The 14,711-nt window shown below is 59.0% G+C and carries 20 protein-coding genes; 8 read left to right on the top strand and 12 right to left on the bottom strand.

Annotated elements, in window-relative coordinates:
* The first annotated feature begins 6 nt into the window (after window positions 1-6).
* Window positions 7-417: a type II toxin-antitoxin system HicB family antitoxin gene (locus tag PSUM_RS13755; RefSeq protein WP_083348378.1), complete on the top strand. Its 411-nt coding sequence runs from the start codon at window positions 7-9 to the stop codon at window positions 415-417.
* A 148-nt stretch (window positions 418-565) separates the two neighbouring features.
* On the opposite strand, the gene tam is transcribed toward PSUM_RS13755, so the two are convergent.
* Window positions 566-1,336: a trans-aconitate 2-methyltransferase gene (gene tam, locus PSUM_RS13750; protein WP_083348377.1), complete on the bottom strand. Its 771-nt coding sequence runs from the start codon at window positions 1,334-1,336 to the stop codon at window positions 566-568.
* A 258-nt stretch (window positions 1,337-1,594) separates the two neighbouring features.
* On the opposite strand from tam, the gene PSUM_RS13745 reads away from it, so the two are divergent.
* A complete protein-coding gene (locus PSUM_RS13745) occupies window positions 1,595-2,005 on the top strand; it encodes a low affinity iron permease family protein (protein ID WP_020798397.1) in 411 nt (136 codons plus the stop codon).
* 45 nt (window positions 2,006-2,050) lie between these two features.
* On the opposite strand, the gene PSUM_RS13740 is transcribed toward PSUM_RS13745, so the two are convergent.
* From PSUM_RS13740 to PSUM_RS13720, 5 genes are all read right to left on the bottom strand, one after another.
* Window positions 2,051-2,554: a DUF4142 domain-containing protein gene (locus tag PSUM_RS13740; RefSeq protein ID WP_020798396.1), complete on the bottom strand. Its 504-nt coding sequence runs from the start codon at window positions 2,552-2,554 to the stop codon at window positions 2,051-2,053.
* Between the two features lie 74 nt (window positions 2,555-2,628).
* Window positions 2,629-2,784: a stress protein gene (locus PSUM_RS32160; RefSeq protein ID WP_080725380.1), complete on the bottom strand. Its 156-nt coding sequence runs from the start codon at window positions 2,782-2,784 to the stop codon at window positions 2,629-2,631.
* Window positions 2,785-2,901: 117 nt separating this feature from the next.
* Window positions 2,902-4,248 (bottom strand): sensor domain-containing protein, encoded by a 1,347-nt coding sequence (locus PSUM_RS13730; protein ID WP_083350123.1) that lies wholly within the window; start codon window positions 4,246-4,248, stop codon window positions 2,902-2,904.
* A gap of 99 nt (window positions 4,249-4,347) precedes the next feature.
* Complete coding sequence (locus tag PSUM_RS13725; RefSeq protein WP_033044291.1) at window positions 4,348-4,986, bottom strand: LysE family translocator; 639 nt, start codon at window positions 4,984-4,986, stop codon at window positions 4,348-4,350.
* The gene (locus PSUM_RS13720) at window positions 4,983-5,936 is read right to left on the bottom strand and encodes a LysR family transcriptional regulator (RefSeq protein ID WP_083348376.1); all 954 of its coding nucleotides are present in this window, start codon (window positions 5,934-5,936) and stop codon (window positions 4,983-4,985) included. The genes PSUM_RS13725 and PSUM_RS13720 overlap by 4 nt, the downstream gene beginning before the upstream one ends.
* 77 nt (window positions 5,937-6,013) lie before the next feature.
* Here PSUM_RS13720 and PSUM_RS13715 point away from each other — a divergent pair, with 77 nt between their 5' ends.
* From PSUM_RS13715 to PSUM_RS13710, 3 genes are all read left to right on the top strand, one after another.
* Window positions 6,014-6,502: a DMT family transporter gene (locus PSUM_RS13715; RefSeq protein WP_020798392.1), complete on the top strand. Its 489-nt coding sequence runs from the start codon at window positions 6,014-6,016 to the stop codon at window positions 6,500-6,502.
* Window positions 6,503-6,521: 19 nt separating this feature from the next.
* Window positions 6,522-6,740 carry a hypothetical protein gene (locus PSUM_RS31235; protein WP_020798391.1) on the top strand — a complete coding sequence of 73 codons (219 nt, stop codon included), beginning with the start codon at window positions 6,522-6,524 and terminating at the stop codon, window positions 6,738-6,740.
* 79 nt (window positions 6,741-6,819) lie between these two features.
* Window positions 6,820-7,839: a DUF4917 family protein gene (locus PSUM_RS13710; RefSeq protein WP_033044294.1), complete on the top strand. Its 1,020-nt coding sequence runs from the start codon at window positions 6,820-6,822 to the stop codon at window positions 7,837-7,839.
* A gap of 96 nt (window positions 7,840-7,935) precedes the next feature.
* Here PSUM_RS13710 and PSUM_RS13705 read toward each other — a convergent pair whose 3' ends face one another.
* The gene (locus tag PSUM_RS13705; RefSeq protein WP_020798388.1) at window positions 7,936-8,478 is read right to left on the bottom strand and encodes a helix-turn-helix domain-containing protein; all 543 of its coding nucleotides are present in this window, start codon (window positions 8,476-8,478) and stop codon (window positions 7,936-7,938) included.
* A gap of 112 nt (window positions 8,479-8,590) precedes the next feature.
* Here PSUM_RS13705 and PSUM_RS13700 point away from each other — a divergent pair, with 112 nt between their 5' ends.
* Both PSUM_RS13700 and PSUM_RS13695 read left to right on the top strand, forming a co-directional pair.
* Window positions 8,591-9,373 carry an aldolase gene (locus PSUM_RS13700; RefSeq protein ID WP_020798387.1) on the top strand — a complete coding sequence of 261 codons (783 nt, stop codon included), beginning with the start codon at window positions 8,591-8,593 and terminating at the stop codon, window positions 9,371-9,373.
* A gap of 31 nt (window positions 9,374-9,404) precedes the next feature.
* Complete coding sequence (locus PSUM_RS13695; RefSeq protein ID WP_020798386.1) at window positions 9,405-10,292, top strand: dihydrodipicolinate synthase family protein; 888 nt, start codon at window positions 9,405-9,407, stop codon at window positions 10,290-10,292.
* Between the two features lie 132 nt (window positions 10,293-10,424).
* Here PSUM_RS13695 and PSUM_RS13690 read toward each other — a convergent pair whose 3' ends face one another.
* From PSUM_RS13690 to PSUM_RS13680, 3 genes are all read right to left on the bottom strand, one after another.
* The gene (locus PSUM_RS13690; RefSeq protein ID WP_020798385.1) at window positions 10,425-10,769 is read right to left on the bottom strand and encodes a YegP family protein; all 345 of its coding nucleotides are present in this window, start codon (window positions 10,767-10,769) and stop codon (window positions 10,425-10,427) included.
* 139 nt (window positions 10,770-10,908) lie between these two features.
* Entirely contained in the window at window positions 10,909-11,208 is a 300-nt protein-coding gene (locus tag PSUM_RS13685) for a ribbon-helix-helix domain-containing protein (protein ID WP_020798384.1), read from the bottom strand.
* Between the two features lie 14 nt (window positions 11,209-11,222).
* Window positions 11,223-11,804 (bottom strand): DJ-1/PfpI family protein, encoded by a 582-nt coding sequence (locus PSUM_RS13680; RefSeq protein WP_020798383.1) that lies wholly within the window; start codon window positions 11,802-11,804, stop codon window positions 11,223-11,225.
* A gap of 291 nt (window positions 11,805-12,095) precedes the next feature.
* On the opposite strand from PSUM_RS13680, the gene PSUM_RS13675 reads away from it, so the two are divergent.
* Window positions 12,096-12,986 carry a DMT family transporter gene (locus PSUM_RS13675; protein WP_083348375.1) on the top strand — a complete coding sequence of 297 codons (891 nt, stop codon included), beginning with the start codon at window positions 12,096-12,098 and terminating at the stop codon, window positions 12,984-12,986.
* Window positions 12,987-12,998: 12 nt separating this feature from the next.
* Here PSUM_RS13675 and PSUM_RS13670 read toward each other — a convergent pair whose 3' ends face one another.
* Together PSUM_RS13670 and PSUM_RS13665 are read right to left on the bottom strand one after the other, a co-directional pair.
* Window positions 12,999-14,213 carry a class I SAM-dependent methyltransferase gene (locus tag PSUM_RS13670; RefSeq protein ID WP_083348374.1) on the bottom strand — a complete coding sequence of 405 codons (1,215 nt, stop codon included), beginning with the start codon at window positions 14,211-14,213 and terminating at the stop codon, window positions 12,999-13,001.
* 133 nt (window positions 14,214-14,346) lie between these two features.
* Window positions 14,347-14,709, bottom strand: a complete 363-nt coding sequence (locus PSUM_RS13665) for a hypothetical protein (RefSeq protein ID WP_020798380.1) — start codon at window positions 14,707-14,709, stop codon at window positions 14,347-14,349.
* Window positions 14,710-14,711: the final 2 nt, after the last annotated feature.

The following is a 14,711-nucleotide window of genomic DNA, read 5'->3' as shown; positions in this document are numbered from 1 at the left end:
ATGACAATGCTTTACCCGATTGCGATTTCAATGGGAGATGAGGAGCACGCCTGGGGCGTTGAAGTCCCTGACATTCCCGGCTGTTTTTCCGCCGGGGAAGATCTGGATGATGCGATGGCGATGGCCCGAGAAGCCATTGAAGGCCATTTCGAGATTCTGGCCGAAGGCGGTTCACCCATTCCTCCTGCGAACAAAGTGACATTGCACGCAGCCAATCCCAAGTACACGGGGTGCGCATGGGCACTAGTGGACATCGACGTTACCAAGTATCTAGGCAAGGCCCAGAAGCTGAACATCACGCTGCCTGGTTACCTGCTCAACCGTATTGATGAGTATGTGCTGCACCACCCGGAAGAGAAAAGCCGTTCGGGCTTCCTGGCTTCGGCAGCACTCAAGGTGTTGCAACAAATAAGCTGATTGCAGCGATCTATCAACCGGCCCGCGCGGCCGGTTTTTTCGTCAACGAATGGGGCCCCTCAGATGCCGAGGTCGTCGCGCAACCGACACTGACCCAAAAGCGGGATCGCCTGATGATGTTGGTAAGTGTTCAGCGATGATTGATAAATCAGCGCGTCGCCACCAGAAACAATCGCGGGAATGGCAGCAGCACCGAACCATCGGCCAATGCCGGATAGGTTTGTGCAATTGCAGCCTGATACTGCTGCAGAAACTGCGTGCGTTCGGTCTCATCCAGCGGTTCGAGGAAGGGCCGCAGTCCGCTGCCCTTGAACCACTCCACCACCCCCGACGCGCCGCCCGCCAACGGATGATGGTACGTGGTGCGCCAGACATCGACGCGGGTGCAACAGGCTTTCAGCATCGAGTAATAAGCGCTGGCATCGGCCATTTCCGTGCGTTGTTCGGCGACTTCAGCAAGTTTGCCTGCCCAGGGACCGTCCGCCGCGACTTCGCGCATCAAGCGGTGTGAGGGTTGATTGAGGTTGTCGGGCATCTGGATTGCCAGGCTGCCACCGGGTGCGAGCTTGCTCACCAGCGCCGGCAGCAACGTTGCGTGATCGGGCACCCACTGCAGTACCGCGTTGGCAAAAATCACATCGAATGGGCCAGTGTCATTCCAGGTGTCGATGTCAGCGACATCGAAGCGCACCTGTGGCAGGCGCTTGCGCGCGGCCTCGATCATGTCGGTCGAACTGTCCAGCCCCCGCACTGTGGCATCAGCGAAGCGCTCCACCAGCAACTCGGTCGAGTTACCGGGACCGCAACCGATGTCGATGGCCGAGCGCACTGCACCGGAGGGGATGGCGGCCAGCAGGTCGCGGGCGGGACGGGTCCGTTCATCTTCGAAAGTGACGTATTGTTTGGCGGACCAACTCATTGCGTTCTCCTGTCGGTGCATTTGTTTTTTCGGCACGGGCAAAAATTTCAATCGTAACCATACATCGCCAGCAACCCAATGCGAGCCTTTCAATGGGCAAAACTTCAAGATCAAAAGATCGCAGCCTGCGGCAGCTCCTACATCGGATCAACCCGTACGAGCTGCCGCAGGCTGCGATCTTTTGATCTGAAATAAGCCGAATTTTCACCCCGCCGCCACTGTCTGAAATTCAGGCGCCCACTTATAAGGAAAACGGCCATGAAATTCGCAAAAATCGCACAGAAACTTGCTTTGTGGACCGGCAGCCCTTCGACATTCCTCGGGGCGATCATCCTGATTTTGCTGTGGGGATTCAGTGGGCCGATCTTCGGTTTCAACGATACATGGCAGTTGGTCATCAACACCTCGACTACCATCATCACCTTCCTGATGGTGTTCCTGATCCAGAACACGCAGAACCGCGACACGGACATTCTGCACCTGAAGGTCGATGAGTTGCTGCGAGTGACGAAAGAAGCACAGAACGCGATGCTCGGGCTCGAGGCCCTGGACCTCAAGGAACTGGAAGCACTGAGAAAGCACTACCGCAGCCTTGGCGAAGGCCAGACCATTTCCATTGATGGCACCGTGGTCCAGGAGAAAGGCAAGCAGGATCTGAATAAATGCTGATCGACAGTGCGTGGGTGACCGCAAGTCACCCACGCACGCGAAGCGTTAGCGACTGGCTTGCAAGGCCCTGGCCATTTGCAGGTGATTCTGCAGCTTTGGCAGGGTCTCTTCTGCGAACGCCTTGATTTGCGGCACGTCAGTGGTCTGGGCCGTTTGCTCCAGCTGCTCGATGGCTTCCTGGGTGGTCTTGACCTGACTGGCCGCGTAGGCCTGGTCGAAGGTCTCGCCTTCCATGACCTGCGGCATCAGCGCCTTGGCTTTTTCCATCACTTCTTCACGCGGTGCCACCGGCAGATCCAGTTGCTTGGCGATTTTCGCCAGGTGCTGGTTGGCGGTCGTGCGATCGTTGATCACGACGATGGTGTAGTCCTTGACCTCCTTGGATTCGGACTTCTGGTGCGCCAGTCGGCTGGCTTCGATGTCAGCGATGCCTTTGGCCGACGCATCGTTGATGAATTCGGTGGGCGTCTGGGCGAAGGCACTGTTGGCACACAGGCCCAGTAACGCGGCTAGACCGCAGTTGCGTAATCGGGTGGCCATAGGGTTCATGGTCGCGCCCTCCTCAGTAAAAATTCAAACGGGAGCTTTCGCTCCCGCTTCTCAATCAGAACCACCTGCATCCATTACTTGGATTTCTGGCCGGGTTTGCGGCCCATCTCGGACTTCGTGGAGTCTTTATCAACAGTCGTGGTCGTGGTTTTCCCACCTTTACGACCGGCTTCAGACGTCTTCGTTCGATCGTTGGCGTGTCCCGAGCTCGAGTTTCTTGAGTTAGGCATGATTCTCTACCTCTTGATGATGATCTCGGCGAGCCATTGCCCGCATAGAATCTGAATTTCCATCCATCAAAAGGTTTAGAAAAGCTGGAATCGCCAGGACGAACGGTGGCGATAATGTCAGACGAGCCGCAGGTGTTGCTCGCGCTTGGCGCTGTACATCGCCTCGTCGGCGTGCCTGAACAGCTGCTTTTCTTCAGTGCCGTGTTCGGGGTATTGGGCGACGCCGATGCTTGGCTGGATATGCAAGCTGTGTCCGTCCAGGCGCATGGGCGCAGACAGTACCTGGCGAATTTTCCCGGCCACACAGTCGGCATCCCCGGAGGCGTGGATGCTGTGCAGCAACACCACGAATTCGTCACCGCCAATACGCGCCACCGTGTCGGTTTCGCGCACGCAGCCCTTGAGCCGATTGGCCACGGTTTGCAGCAACATGTCGCCGACCGCGTGCCCGTGGGTGTCGTTGACTTGTTTGAAGCGGTCAAGATCGACGTACAACAGGGCCATGCGTCCACGCTCCTCCAGCGCCGACGCCAAGGCCAGCTTCAGTCGGTCCCGTAGCAGTTCGCGGTTGGGCAGCTGGGTCAACTGGTCGTACTGGGCCATGTGCTGCAGGCGCGTGTGCAATTGCTTGCGCTCGATCGCCGTCGCGACTTGCGCGCAAACGTATTGCAGCAACTCCTTGTCCTGTTCGGTGTAGCGCTCGTCGCCCGGCTTGCTTTTGACGATCAGGGCACCAATCGTGCCGTTTTGCGAGCTCAGCGGTACACCCAGCCAGCACGGCGAATGCTGCCCGCTCACCAGCGACTCGAACTCCAAGGGCAGGTCGCTCTGGTCCGGCGTCAGCAGGATCGGCAGGCCGCTGTGGACGACCTCTGCGCAAAGGCGTGCAGTGATGGCCCCGGGCTGTTCGGGATGCGGTTCGTGGTCGTCGACGTGATAGGGAAAGTTCAGCTGCGCACACTGCTCGTCATACAGCGCCACGGAAAAATTCAACGCCGGTAGCCATTCGCCGATGATCAGATGGATACGCTTGAACAACGCCAGCAAGTCTTCCGCGGCATGTGCCGCTTCGGAAATCGCATACAACGCCGCTTGTCGGGATTCGGCCAGCTTACGCTCGGTAATGTCGCGGGCCACGGCGATGCGCAGCTGGTCGACCTCCGACCAACGCGCCGACCACAGGATATTGACCACCCGGCCGTCCTTGCGCAGGTAGCGGTTTTCGAAATTCAGCTTGGGTTCGCCGCCCATGATTTCCCGCGCGGCGTCGAGGGTGCGCTGGCGATCGGCCGGGTGCACCAGATCGATCATTGGCTGGCCGATCAGTTCGTCGGGGGTATAGCCGAAAATGCGCTCGCACGCCGCGCTGACAAATACGAAGCGGCCTTGTTTGTCGACCGCGCAAACGGCGTCCAGCAGGAGGTCAATGTAGCTCGCCAACGGCGCGGAGTTTGTGCTGGTCATGGTGCCGTGATTTTGTCCGGACATTGCAGCCATTGGAAACTCTCCCTGACCGGTCAGGCGCCTGAGCGCCGACGGTACAACCGACGCATCCCTTCAATCTCACGCCTTGTTCGTCACCAGCCCCGGCAGTGCATGCGCCAGGGCGTTGATGGCGAAACCGATGAACATCAGCCCGCATAACCGGGTGATAGCCAGTTCATGGCGTTGATACAAGGTGCGCACGCGCCGCGCGCCAACGATGCCGATGAGGATAGCGTAGGCCAGCAGGCCGCCGACGAAGCTCAAGACGATCAGCCACGGCAACATCGACCAGCTCAGCAACTCTGCCCGGCTGGACAATAGCGCAGTGAAGGTGGCCACCGCCACCGGGTAAGCTTTCGGATTGGTCAGGCCGAACAGAATGCCGTGCCAGAATGGCTGCCGCGCAGGCCCCTGCGGCGCCTCGCCCACCCGCTGGCGCGCGCGCACCGCACGCCAGCCGAGCCAGAACAGGTAGAGCCCGCTGAGCACGCCCAGTACATCGAAGGCCGTGCTGCCGATTTCCCGCGCACCGACAATCGCTATCAATGCGGTACTGCACCAGACCACGTCGCCCAACAAATGCCCGCAGAGAAACCCCGCCCCCGCCCGCCTTCCGTGGGCGGCGCCGATGCCGAACACCGCCAATACCCCAGGCCCTGGCGTGATGCCATAGATGAAGCCCGAGGCGAGAACAGCCATTAGCAGGGAGGGAGTCATGGGAAGTCCTTTTGCGCTGTTTGGGTGAATGGGCGCCAGTTTATATCAGCTGAGGCTCGCTCAATTTGCGCATTCAACCAATTCAACGCCTGGTCGCTGCCCCGGCGTTTGTGCCAGGCCAGGACAAAGGTGAACGACGGGATATCAAACGGCGGCGGCACGATAATCAATGACTGCTCGTCGATATCGCGCAAGGCACGAGAGGCGACGGTGAGGATCAGGTCGGTGCCGCTGATCAACTGCGGGGCGACGCTCCAGTGCGGCAGGCTGACGGCGACTCGACGACGCTCGCGCAGGCGGGTCAAGGCGCGCTCGATTTCCGGGGTACCGCTGCCACGCATTTCCAACAAGACGTGGGGGCGGCTCAAATAGGTGCGAAGCTCGAGCACGCTCGCGTCAGCCAGGCTGTTGCGGTCCAGCAGGCAGACATAGTGCTCTTCGAACAACGGCGTGCTGCGCAACTCGTTGGGCATTTCCGGAAACACCCCGGCGGCAGCATCGATATCACCGTTGAGCACCCCTTCGAGCATGCCTTCACGGCTGGCGTGGCTGATCTGCAGGTCGATGCCGGGCGCTTCACGACGCAGCGTGCGAATCAATTCCGGCAGGACGATAGCGGCGCCATAGTCAGACATCGCCAGGCGAAAAGTGCGTTTGGCCGTGGCCGGATCAAAGGCATTCGGTGCCAGCAGCGATTGCACCTGGGCCAACACTTCACCCAGCGGAGCCATCACCTCCAGCGCTCGTGGAGTCGGCACCAGGCTTGCGCCAGCGCGCACCAGCAACGGATCACCGAGCAGATCGCGCAAGCGTGCCAGGGCATGGCTGACAGCAGGCTGGCTCAGGTGCAGGCACTCGGCCGCACGGGTCACGTGTTGCTCGCTGAGCAAGGCGTCGAGGATCACCAGCAGGTTGAGATCAATGCGCCGCAGATCATTGATCTGATGCATGTTCTGGATAGCAAAACGGAATTTAAATCTGCGCGACGAATGCTCTAGAGTCCAGCAAAACCTGTTGGAGAATGAAAATGAGTACGTTGCATTGGGCGAGTCTGTTGCTGCTTGCCGCGTTCGCCGGTGCGGTGGTGCCGTTTCAGAGCGCAATCAATGTCAATCTGGGACGCGGCCTGGGTCATCCATTGTGGGCGACCCTCGCTTCATTGATGGTGAGCATCCTGGTGCTGTTGCCGATCATGCTGGCGATGCGCTTGCCATTGCCGTCGATGGCGTTCATCGGCAAGGCGCCGCTGTGGATGTGGGCCGGTGGTGCGTTTGGCGTGTGTTTTATTTCACTGGCGCTGGTATTGCTGCCCAAGCTTGGCGCTTCGGGATTCATGGCGTTGGCGTTGGCGGGGCAAGTGGTGGCCTCGCTGGTGCTGGACCACTTTGGGTGGTTTGGGTTGGAGGAGCGGCTAATCACCTTGCCGCGATTGGCTGGGGCAATGTTGTTGATCGGCGGTGTGGTGTTGATTCAGTTTGGGGCCATGCCGGCCAAGTCTTTGGCGGCTGCGGGTTGAAGCTGTTACCGAGCGTTCAATGTTGATTGCCAGTCAGTCTTCGCGAGCAGGCTCGCTCCCACAGGGGAATGCATTGCTATCTGCAGGCGCTGCAGGATTCAGTAACCGTCAGAACTTGTCGAGCGTGCGCAGCTTCTGCGGCAAGTCCACAACAGCGCCGGTCGGCGGTGCTTATGCGATGACGCTGAGCGGATTCGTCCATCAACTGACGGCTGCCGCGATTGGCGCGATGATCTGAGTGATGCAGACCAGGCTCAGTGCTCGACCATGATAAAGTCGCCGCCCATCAGACCTTTTGCTTCGAGATGAACACCGCAATGACCGATTTCCAGGATGTCGACGCCCAACTTGAAGACTGGAACGTCTTGCGCAGCGGCGCTGCGTTCGACGGTTTGCTGGTGGGTAATGGGGCCAGCCGTGCGGTGTGGGATGACTTCGGTTACGACTCGCTGTTCGAAAACGCCCGCACCGTCGAAGAAAAACCTCTCAGCCCATCCGAGTTGAGTGTGTTCGATGCGCTGCAGACACGCAGCTTCGAACAGGTACTCAGCGCTTTGAAAACCACCAGCCGGGTCAACAAGGCCCTGGCCGTCAGCTCTGCCGCACCGCGTAATCGTTACTACGCGATCAAGGAAGCGCTGATCAACACCGTGCACGCCGTCCACATCCCGTGGCGGTTGGTCGAAGCCTCGAGCCTGGCGACCATCGGTGAGGAACTGGGCCGTTATCGTACAGTGTTCACCACTAACTACGACTTGCTCAATTACTGGGCGATCCAGCAGCAACCCGAGGCGATCACCGATCTGTTCCAGGGGTCAGAACCTGTCTTCGACCTGAGCGTTACCGACACCGACAAGACCCGTTTGCTGTACTTGCACGGCGGTCTGCACCTGGTGCGCAACCAGGACGGAACGGCGCGCAAATTGATGTCGACCGAAGGCACGTTGCTGGGCAATTTCGCCATCAACAACACGATCAAGACCCTCGACGATGTACCGTTGTTCATCAATGAAGGGCCGAGCGCAGACAAGCTCAAGACCATCCGCAGTTCCGATTACCTGTCGTTCTGCTACGAGCAGTTACTCGGCCATGGCGGCGGGTTGTGTATTTTCGGGCATGCATTGGGCGAGCAGGACAGTCACATCGTGCACGCCTTGCGCCTGGCGAAACCGAAGAAGGTGGCCATCTCGATTTACCCGCGCAGCAAGGCGTTCATCCAGCACCAGAAGCGGCATTACGCGAAGCTGTTCGAGGGGACTGGGGTTGAGTTGCAGTTTTTTGATTCCAAGACCCATGCGCTGGGTAGCCCGAAGCTAGCGGTTCCAGTGGAAGTTTAGTTGTTTGAGCTGATGCCTTCGCGAGCAGGCTCGCTCCCACAATGGAATGCATTCCTCCTGTGGGAGCGAGCCTGCTCGCGAAGCTTTGAAGTCAACTCATTCCTCGCGGCTATGCACCACCACCAGCAACTGCGCCTGCACCTCGCCTACCGAGCGGATCCGGTGCGGTTTCTGCGAGTTGAAGTGCAGCGCATCGCCACGACCGAGCAGCACTCGCTCGTTCACAAAATCCACCTCCACCTGCCCTTCGTGGACAAACAGGAACTCTTCCCCAAGGTGCTCCTTGAAGGTTCTGTCGGTGAACTCGGTCGGCGGGTAAATGATGAACGGCAACAAGCTGCGTTCGCTGACCTGACGGGCCAGTACCGCGTAGCCTGGATTGTCGTCGCTGGCACCCAGTGACTGACGCTCATGGCTGCGTACCAGGCTGTAGCTGTCAAGGCTCACCTTATCTTCGGAAAACAGCTCCTCGACCTTTACGTTCAGTGCCTTGGCCAGCTTCAATGCGGCCGCAATCGACGGCGTGTTCAGGCCGCGTTCGACTTTCGACAGATAACTCTTGGTCATGCCGGATTTTTCCGCCAGCGCCTCAAGGGTTACGCCAAGTTTTTTTCTCAATAATTTCAAACGGATAGACATGTAGAACGATTAATCCATCGAGGATGGTGACGAATTGTCCTTGCTCATGACACAAAGTGTCATATAGCATCTTTAGTGTCATATGCATGACCCAGCCAACGAGGACACCGACATGGCCGAGACTTTAGCACTGCCCAAAGATCAGTTGGTCAAGCAAGCGCTGAACCAGATGCAAAACACCCTTGTGGATAATACGTGGACCGATCGGCAAAAGCTGGCCCTGACCTGCCGCATTCTGTTCGAGAATGGCCACGACTCTGGCCTGGCTGGGCAAATCACCGCCCGCGGCCCGCAGCCTGGCACCTATTACACTCAACAACTGGGCCTGGGTTTCGACGAAATCACTGCGGGTAACCTGTTGCTGGTCAACGAAGACCTGCAAGTGCTCGAAGGCCACGGCATGCCGAACCCGGCCAACCGCTTCCACAGCTGGGTGTACCGCGCCCGGCCAGATGTGAACTGCATCATTCACACCCACCCGACTCACGTCGCAGCGTTGTCGATGCTGGAAGTGCCGCTGCAGATCTCCCACATGGACCTCTGCCCGCTCTATGACGACTGCGCGTTTCTCGAAGGCTGGCCTGGCGTACCGGTGGGCAATGAAGAAGGCGAATTGATTGCCGGCGCCTTGGGCGACAAGCGCGCGATCCTGCTTTCCCACCACGGCCAGTTGTCCACCGGCACCACCATCGAGGAGGCCTGTGTGATTGCCCAACTGATCGAACGCGCCGCCAGGTTGCAGCTGCTGGCGATGAGCGCCGGAACCATCAAGCCGATCATCCCCGAACTGGGCCGTGAAGCCCATGACTGGATTGCCCGGCCCAAGCGCCATGCCGCCGCCTTTAACTACTACGCCCGGCAGAACCTGCGTCGACACGCCGATTGCCTGAACTGAACCCCAGAGCTCATTTGAACGGAGAGACACCATGCCCAGCGCAAACATTCACGGCATCATTGGCTACACCATCACCCCCTTCACCGCCAACGGCGAGGGCGTAGACCTGGAGGCGCTCGGACGCTCCATCGACCGCTTGATCGACGGCGGTGTGCATTCGATCGCACCGCTGGGCAGCACCGGCGAAGGCGCTTACCTGAGTGACGCCGAATGGGACCAGGTCGCCGAGTTCAGCATCAAGCATGTGGCCAAGCGTGTGCCGACCATCGTCAGCGTGTCTGACCTGACCACCGCCAAAGCGGTGCGTCGCGCCCGCTTCGCCGAAGCCCATGGCGCCGACGTGGTGATGGTGCTGCCGACGTCCTACTGGAAACTCAGCGAAGCGCAAATCCTCGCGCATTACCGCGCCATCGGCGACAGCATCGGCGTGCCGATCATGCTCTATAACAACCCGGCCACCAGCGGCACCGACATGTCGGTGGAGCTGATCCTGCGTATCGTCAAGGGCGTGGAAAACGTGACCATGGTCAAGGAGAGCACCGGTGACATCCAGCGCATGCATCAACTGTATCGCTTGGGCGAAGGCCAGGTACCCTTCTACAACGGTTGCAACCCCCTGGCGCTGGAAGCCTTCGCAGCCGGGGCAAAAGGCTGGTGTACAGCAGCGCCGAACCTGATCCCGCAACTCAATCTCGACCTGTACGACGCCGTGCTGGCCAACGACCTGAACAAGGCTCGTGAACTGTTCTATCGCCAGTTGCCGTTGCTGGACTTCATTCTCAAGGGTGGTTTGCCGGCGACGATCAAGGCCGGCTTACGGGCTACCGGGCTGGAGGTGGGTGATCCGCGGTTGCCGGTGTTTCCGTTGGACGGAGCAGGTCTGAGCCAGTTGCAAGGCCTGCTAAAAGCCCTGCGCTGATCGCTCAGCCATACGCATAACCCCATGTGGGAGCGAGCCTGCTCGCGATGGCGGCGTGTCAGTCAACATCTTGCTGACTGTTAAACCGCATTCGCGAGCAGGCTCGCTCCCACAGGGGATTTGTGTTGAGTTTTAGAGCACCGGCAAGGTCTTGTCCTTGATCACCTTGGTCGGGCCGTTCGCCTTTACACTGGCGATGCCTTTGTCCAGCGCGGATGCAGAGGAATAGGCTTCGCTGCTGCCAATAATCTCGTGGTTGCCCGCCTTGAGGTTGAAATAAGGATGGCCATCCTTGGTAGTTTTCTTCTCGTAGCGCTCATCCAGCGGACTGTTGGCCTGGACTGACGCGATGCCTTTGTCGGCCGCGGCGCGGGTGGTGTACAACTCGCTGGTCAGAATGGTTTCGGCGTTCGCCGCCTTCAAGACGAACCTGAACTGACCGCTGCTGCTCTTGCTCACTTCGTACCATCCAGACATGCTCTTTCTCCTTGGCGAATGAGGGATTGCGCGCTTCAGAGTAAAGACCACCGGAACAACAAGATCAAAAGATCGCAGCCTTCGGCAGCTCCTACATCGATCCCTGTAGGAGCTGCCGAAGGCTGCGATCTTTTGATTTTCACGCCGTTCGCACCACACTCATCTGAGGAGGAGCAATCCGCCGCTGACTCAAATACCGCGTACAACTCACCCGCAGGAACGAGGCGAAATTGACCACCTCGCCACGGTAGTCCATGACCTCCTCATACAGCTTGGCAATCAGCTGATTGGTGGTCATACCGTCGCTCTCGGCGATTTCGCTGAGGATGTCCCAGAACTGATTCTCCAGCCGCAAGGTGGTGACCACCCCGCAAATGCGCAGCGAGCGGGAGCGCGATTCGTAGAGAATCGGATCGGCCTTGACGTAGAGCTCGCACATGGACGGGTCCTTTGTTACAGCGTGATTTTAGTGCCCAGCAAGCCGAGAAAACCGGCGAGCCAGCTCGGGTGGGCAGGCCAGGCCGGTGCCGTCGCCAGATTGCCTTGAACATGGCCGTCCGTCACCGGGATATCGATAAACGTACCGCCCGCCAGGCGCACTTCTGGCGCACAGGCCGGGTAAGCGCTGCACTCACGCCCCTCAAGAATCCCGGCGGCGGCCAACAATTGCGCACCGTGGCACACGGCGGCGATCGGCTTGCCGGCCTTGTCGAAATCGCGCACCAGCTCCAACACTTTTTCATTCAGGCGCAAGTACTCTGGTGCACGACCACCGGGTATCAGCACGGCGTCGTAATCCGCCGCATTGACCTTGGCGAAATCGAAGTTCAGGGCAAACAGGTGACCGGGTTTTTCGCTGTAGGTCTGGTCGCCTTCGAAGTCATGGATAGCGGTGCGCACGGTCTGGCCGGCGCTCTTGTCCGGGCAAACGGCATGCACCGTGTGACCGACCATCAGCAGGGCCTGGAACGGCACCATCACTTCATAGTCTTCGACGTAATCGCCGACCAGCATCAGAATTTTTTTCGCGGCCATGGGGAGGACTCCTCTGGGAAATGCTTGGCATGCAGGAGTATTCAAGGTAGTCCTTATCCGCAGGGGTGGGTAATAACCTGCTACTACGCCGATCACTTGGTAGGAGCTGGCGCAGGCTGCGATCTTTTGACCTTGATCTTAAAAACAAGATCAAAAGATCGCAGCCTGCGGCAGCTCCTACGTTGGGAGCTTCGCGCCCAACTGTACGGATAACTCTGCGCCCAGCTGTAACAGCGCGCTACCTTGGGTTTATGGCTAGATAACAGCACCTATTAAATTCTGGTTGCCATCATGTCCACCCGCGAAAACACCGGCATGGCCCTGGGCCTGCTCGGCGTTGTGATCTTCAGCCTTACCCTGCCCTTCACGCGCATCGTCGTGCAAGAGATGCATCCACTGCTCAATGGCCTGGGCCGGGCACTGTTTGCGGCTGTTCCCGCGGCGTTGCTGTTGTTGTGGCGGCGTGAGAAATGGCCAACCTGGAAGCAAGTCAAAGGCCTGACGCTGGTGATTGCCGGGGTGATCCTCGGTTTTCCGGTCCTATCGGCCTGGGCCATGCAAACCTTGCCGGCGTCCCATGGCGCACTGGTCAATGGCTTGCAGCCACTGTGTGTGGCGCTGTACGCCGCGTGGTTGTCTCACGAACGCCCGTCGAAAGCCTTCTGGGCCTGCGCCGCGCTGGGCAGTGCACTGGTGCTCGGTTATGCGCTGATCAGCGGGGCCGGCAGCATTCAGGCGGGCGACCTGTTGATGCTCGGCGCAATTGCGGTGGGTGGCCTGGGGTACGCCGAGGGTGGCCGATTGGCCAAGGAAATGGGCGGCTGGCAAGTGATCTGCTGGGCACTGGTGCTGTCGACCCCGCTGTTGATCGGGCCGGTGCTGTACCTTGGGTTGCAACATCAGGGCGAGATTTCGGCCAAGGCCTGGTGGGCTTTCGGCTACGTCTCGCTGTTTTCGCAATTCATCGGATTCTTTGCCTGGTATGCCGGGCTGGCCATCGGTGGCATTGCCCGGGTCAGCCAGATCCAGCTGCTGCAGATTTTCTTCACCATTGGCTTTTCCGCGCTGTTTTTTGGCGAGCACGTCGAACCGATTACGTGGCTGTTTGCTGGCGGGGTGATCCTGACCGTCGTGCTGGGACGCAAGACGGCGGTCAAGCCCGCACGCATTGTCACGGCGTAAATCGAACGGCTTTCAGAGGTAACCGTCAGCCCGCAACAGGGTTTCCAGGCAATGCTCGGTGATGTGGTAGAACGCCTTGAGTTCCTGGATCTTCGCCAACAGCTGGGCCGGATCACCCGGTTCGGCACGCTTGACCGCCAGGATCATCTTGTTCTTGTTGGTGTGGTCCAGCGAGATGAACTCGAACACCTTGGTCTCGTAACCGCAGGCTTCGAGGAACAGCGCACGCAAGCTGTCGGTGACCATTTCCGCCTGCTGTCCCAGGTGCAAGCCGTACTGCAGCATCGGCTTGAGCAATGCCGGGCTCTGGATTTGCAGGCGAATCTGTTTGTGACAGCACGGCGAACACATGATGATCGAGGCACCGGAACGAATGCCGGTGTGAATCGCATAATCCGTGGCGATGTCGCAGGCATGCAACGCGATCATCACATCCAGCTCGCTCGGCGCCACGCTGCGTACATCACCGCACTTGAAGACCAGCCCGGGGTGCTCGAGCTTTGCCGCGGCGGCGTTGCACAGGGTGACCATGTCTTCACGCAACTCGACACCCGTCACTTGCGCCTCGGCCTTCAGGGTGTTGCGCAGATAGTCATGGATCGCAAACGTCAGGTAACCCTTGCCGGAGCCGAAGTCTGCCACGCGAACCGGGCTATCCAGAGCCAGTGGCGACGAGGTCAGCGCATGACTGAAAACCTCGATGAACTTGTTGATCTGCTTCCACTTGCGCGACATCGCAGGAATTAATTCATGCTGCTTGTTGGTGACGCCCAAGTCGGCGAGAAACGGCCGGTTTAAATCGAGAAAGCGGTTTTTCTCACGGTTGTGCCCGGCGGATGGCACTTCACGTAATTGCTGGGGTTTGCTCTTGAACAGCGAAGATTTGCCCTTTTTGCTGTATTCGAGCTGGGCTTCATCAGTTAATGACAACAAATGCGCATTCTTGAACGATGCCGGCAACAAGTTTTTGATGAGGGCTACACCTTCGGCCAATGGCAGGTTCTTGGTGATGTCGCGGGTCTTGTATCGATAGACGAAGGACAGGCAAGCCTGCGCCTTGACCGTCACCGGCTTGATGATGATGCGCTGCAAGTCCGCTTCATCGCCAGCGTACTTGGCCAACACCAACTTGATGAAGGCGTTCTGCTCCAGGCTCGATTGCAGCAGGTCGATGAATTGGGCGTGATGGTCCGGCGCGAGGCTGGCGGGGGTGGCGGTGACGGACATGGAAAAAACGGCCTCGGGCAGAGCAAATCGGAGAATGCCCGGTATTTTAGGGGGGATGCGGGTTTTGGGCACGGGGTTATTTTTCGCAGGCCCGGTCATCCCCCCCCAGACCTGCAGTGTAATGGCCGATACCTCAGGGCTCCACCAGCCGAAGTTTGCGATTGCTCGGTGAATTGATCACATGCCTGACGATCAATCCCACCGGTACGGCCCATGTCATGCCGTTGGCCGGATCAGTGATGACAGCGACGGTTTCGGAGCTGGCACCGATGTCCAGGCGTCGTCGATCGTTGCAGGACTTGAGTTCCCCATAGGCGTGGCTGACCAGCCGCTCCGCCAGGTGCATCGGCACATCAATCCCTTGCAAGTGCTTCACGGCACGACAGAACAGCACCTGGTCATCAACGACCGCATCGCTTTCATGGCGGGCCAAAAACCCCTGGGCAATGGTCAACAATTGCTCGTTCAGATCCTCGTCTTCAACGATTGCGCCCATGT

The organism is Pseudomonas umsongensis (assembly GCF_002236105.1).
In the GTDB taxonomy this organism is placed as follows: Bacteria; Pseudomonadota; Gammaproteobacteria; order Pseudomonadales; family Pseudomonadaceae; genus Aquipseudomonas; species Aquipseudomonas umsongensis.
Note: the sequence above shows the minus strand (reverse complement) of the source record. Positions and strands in the feature narration are given on the sequence as shown.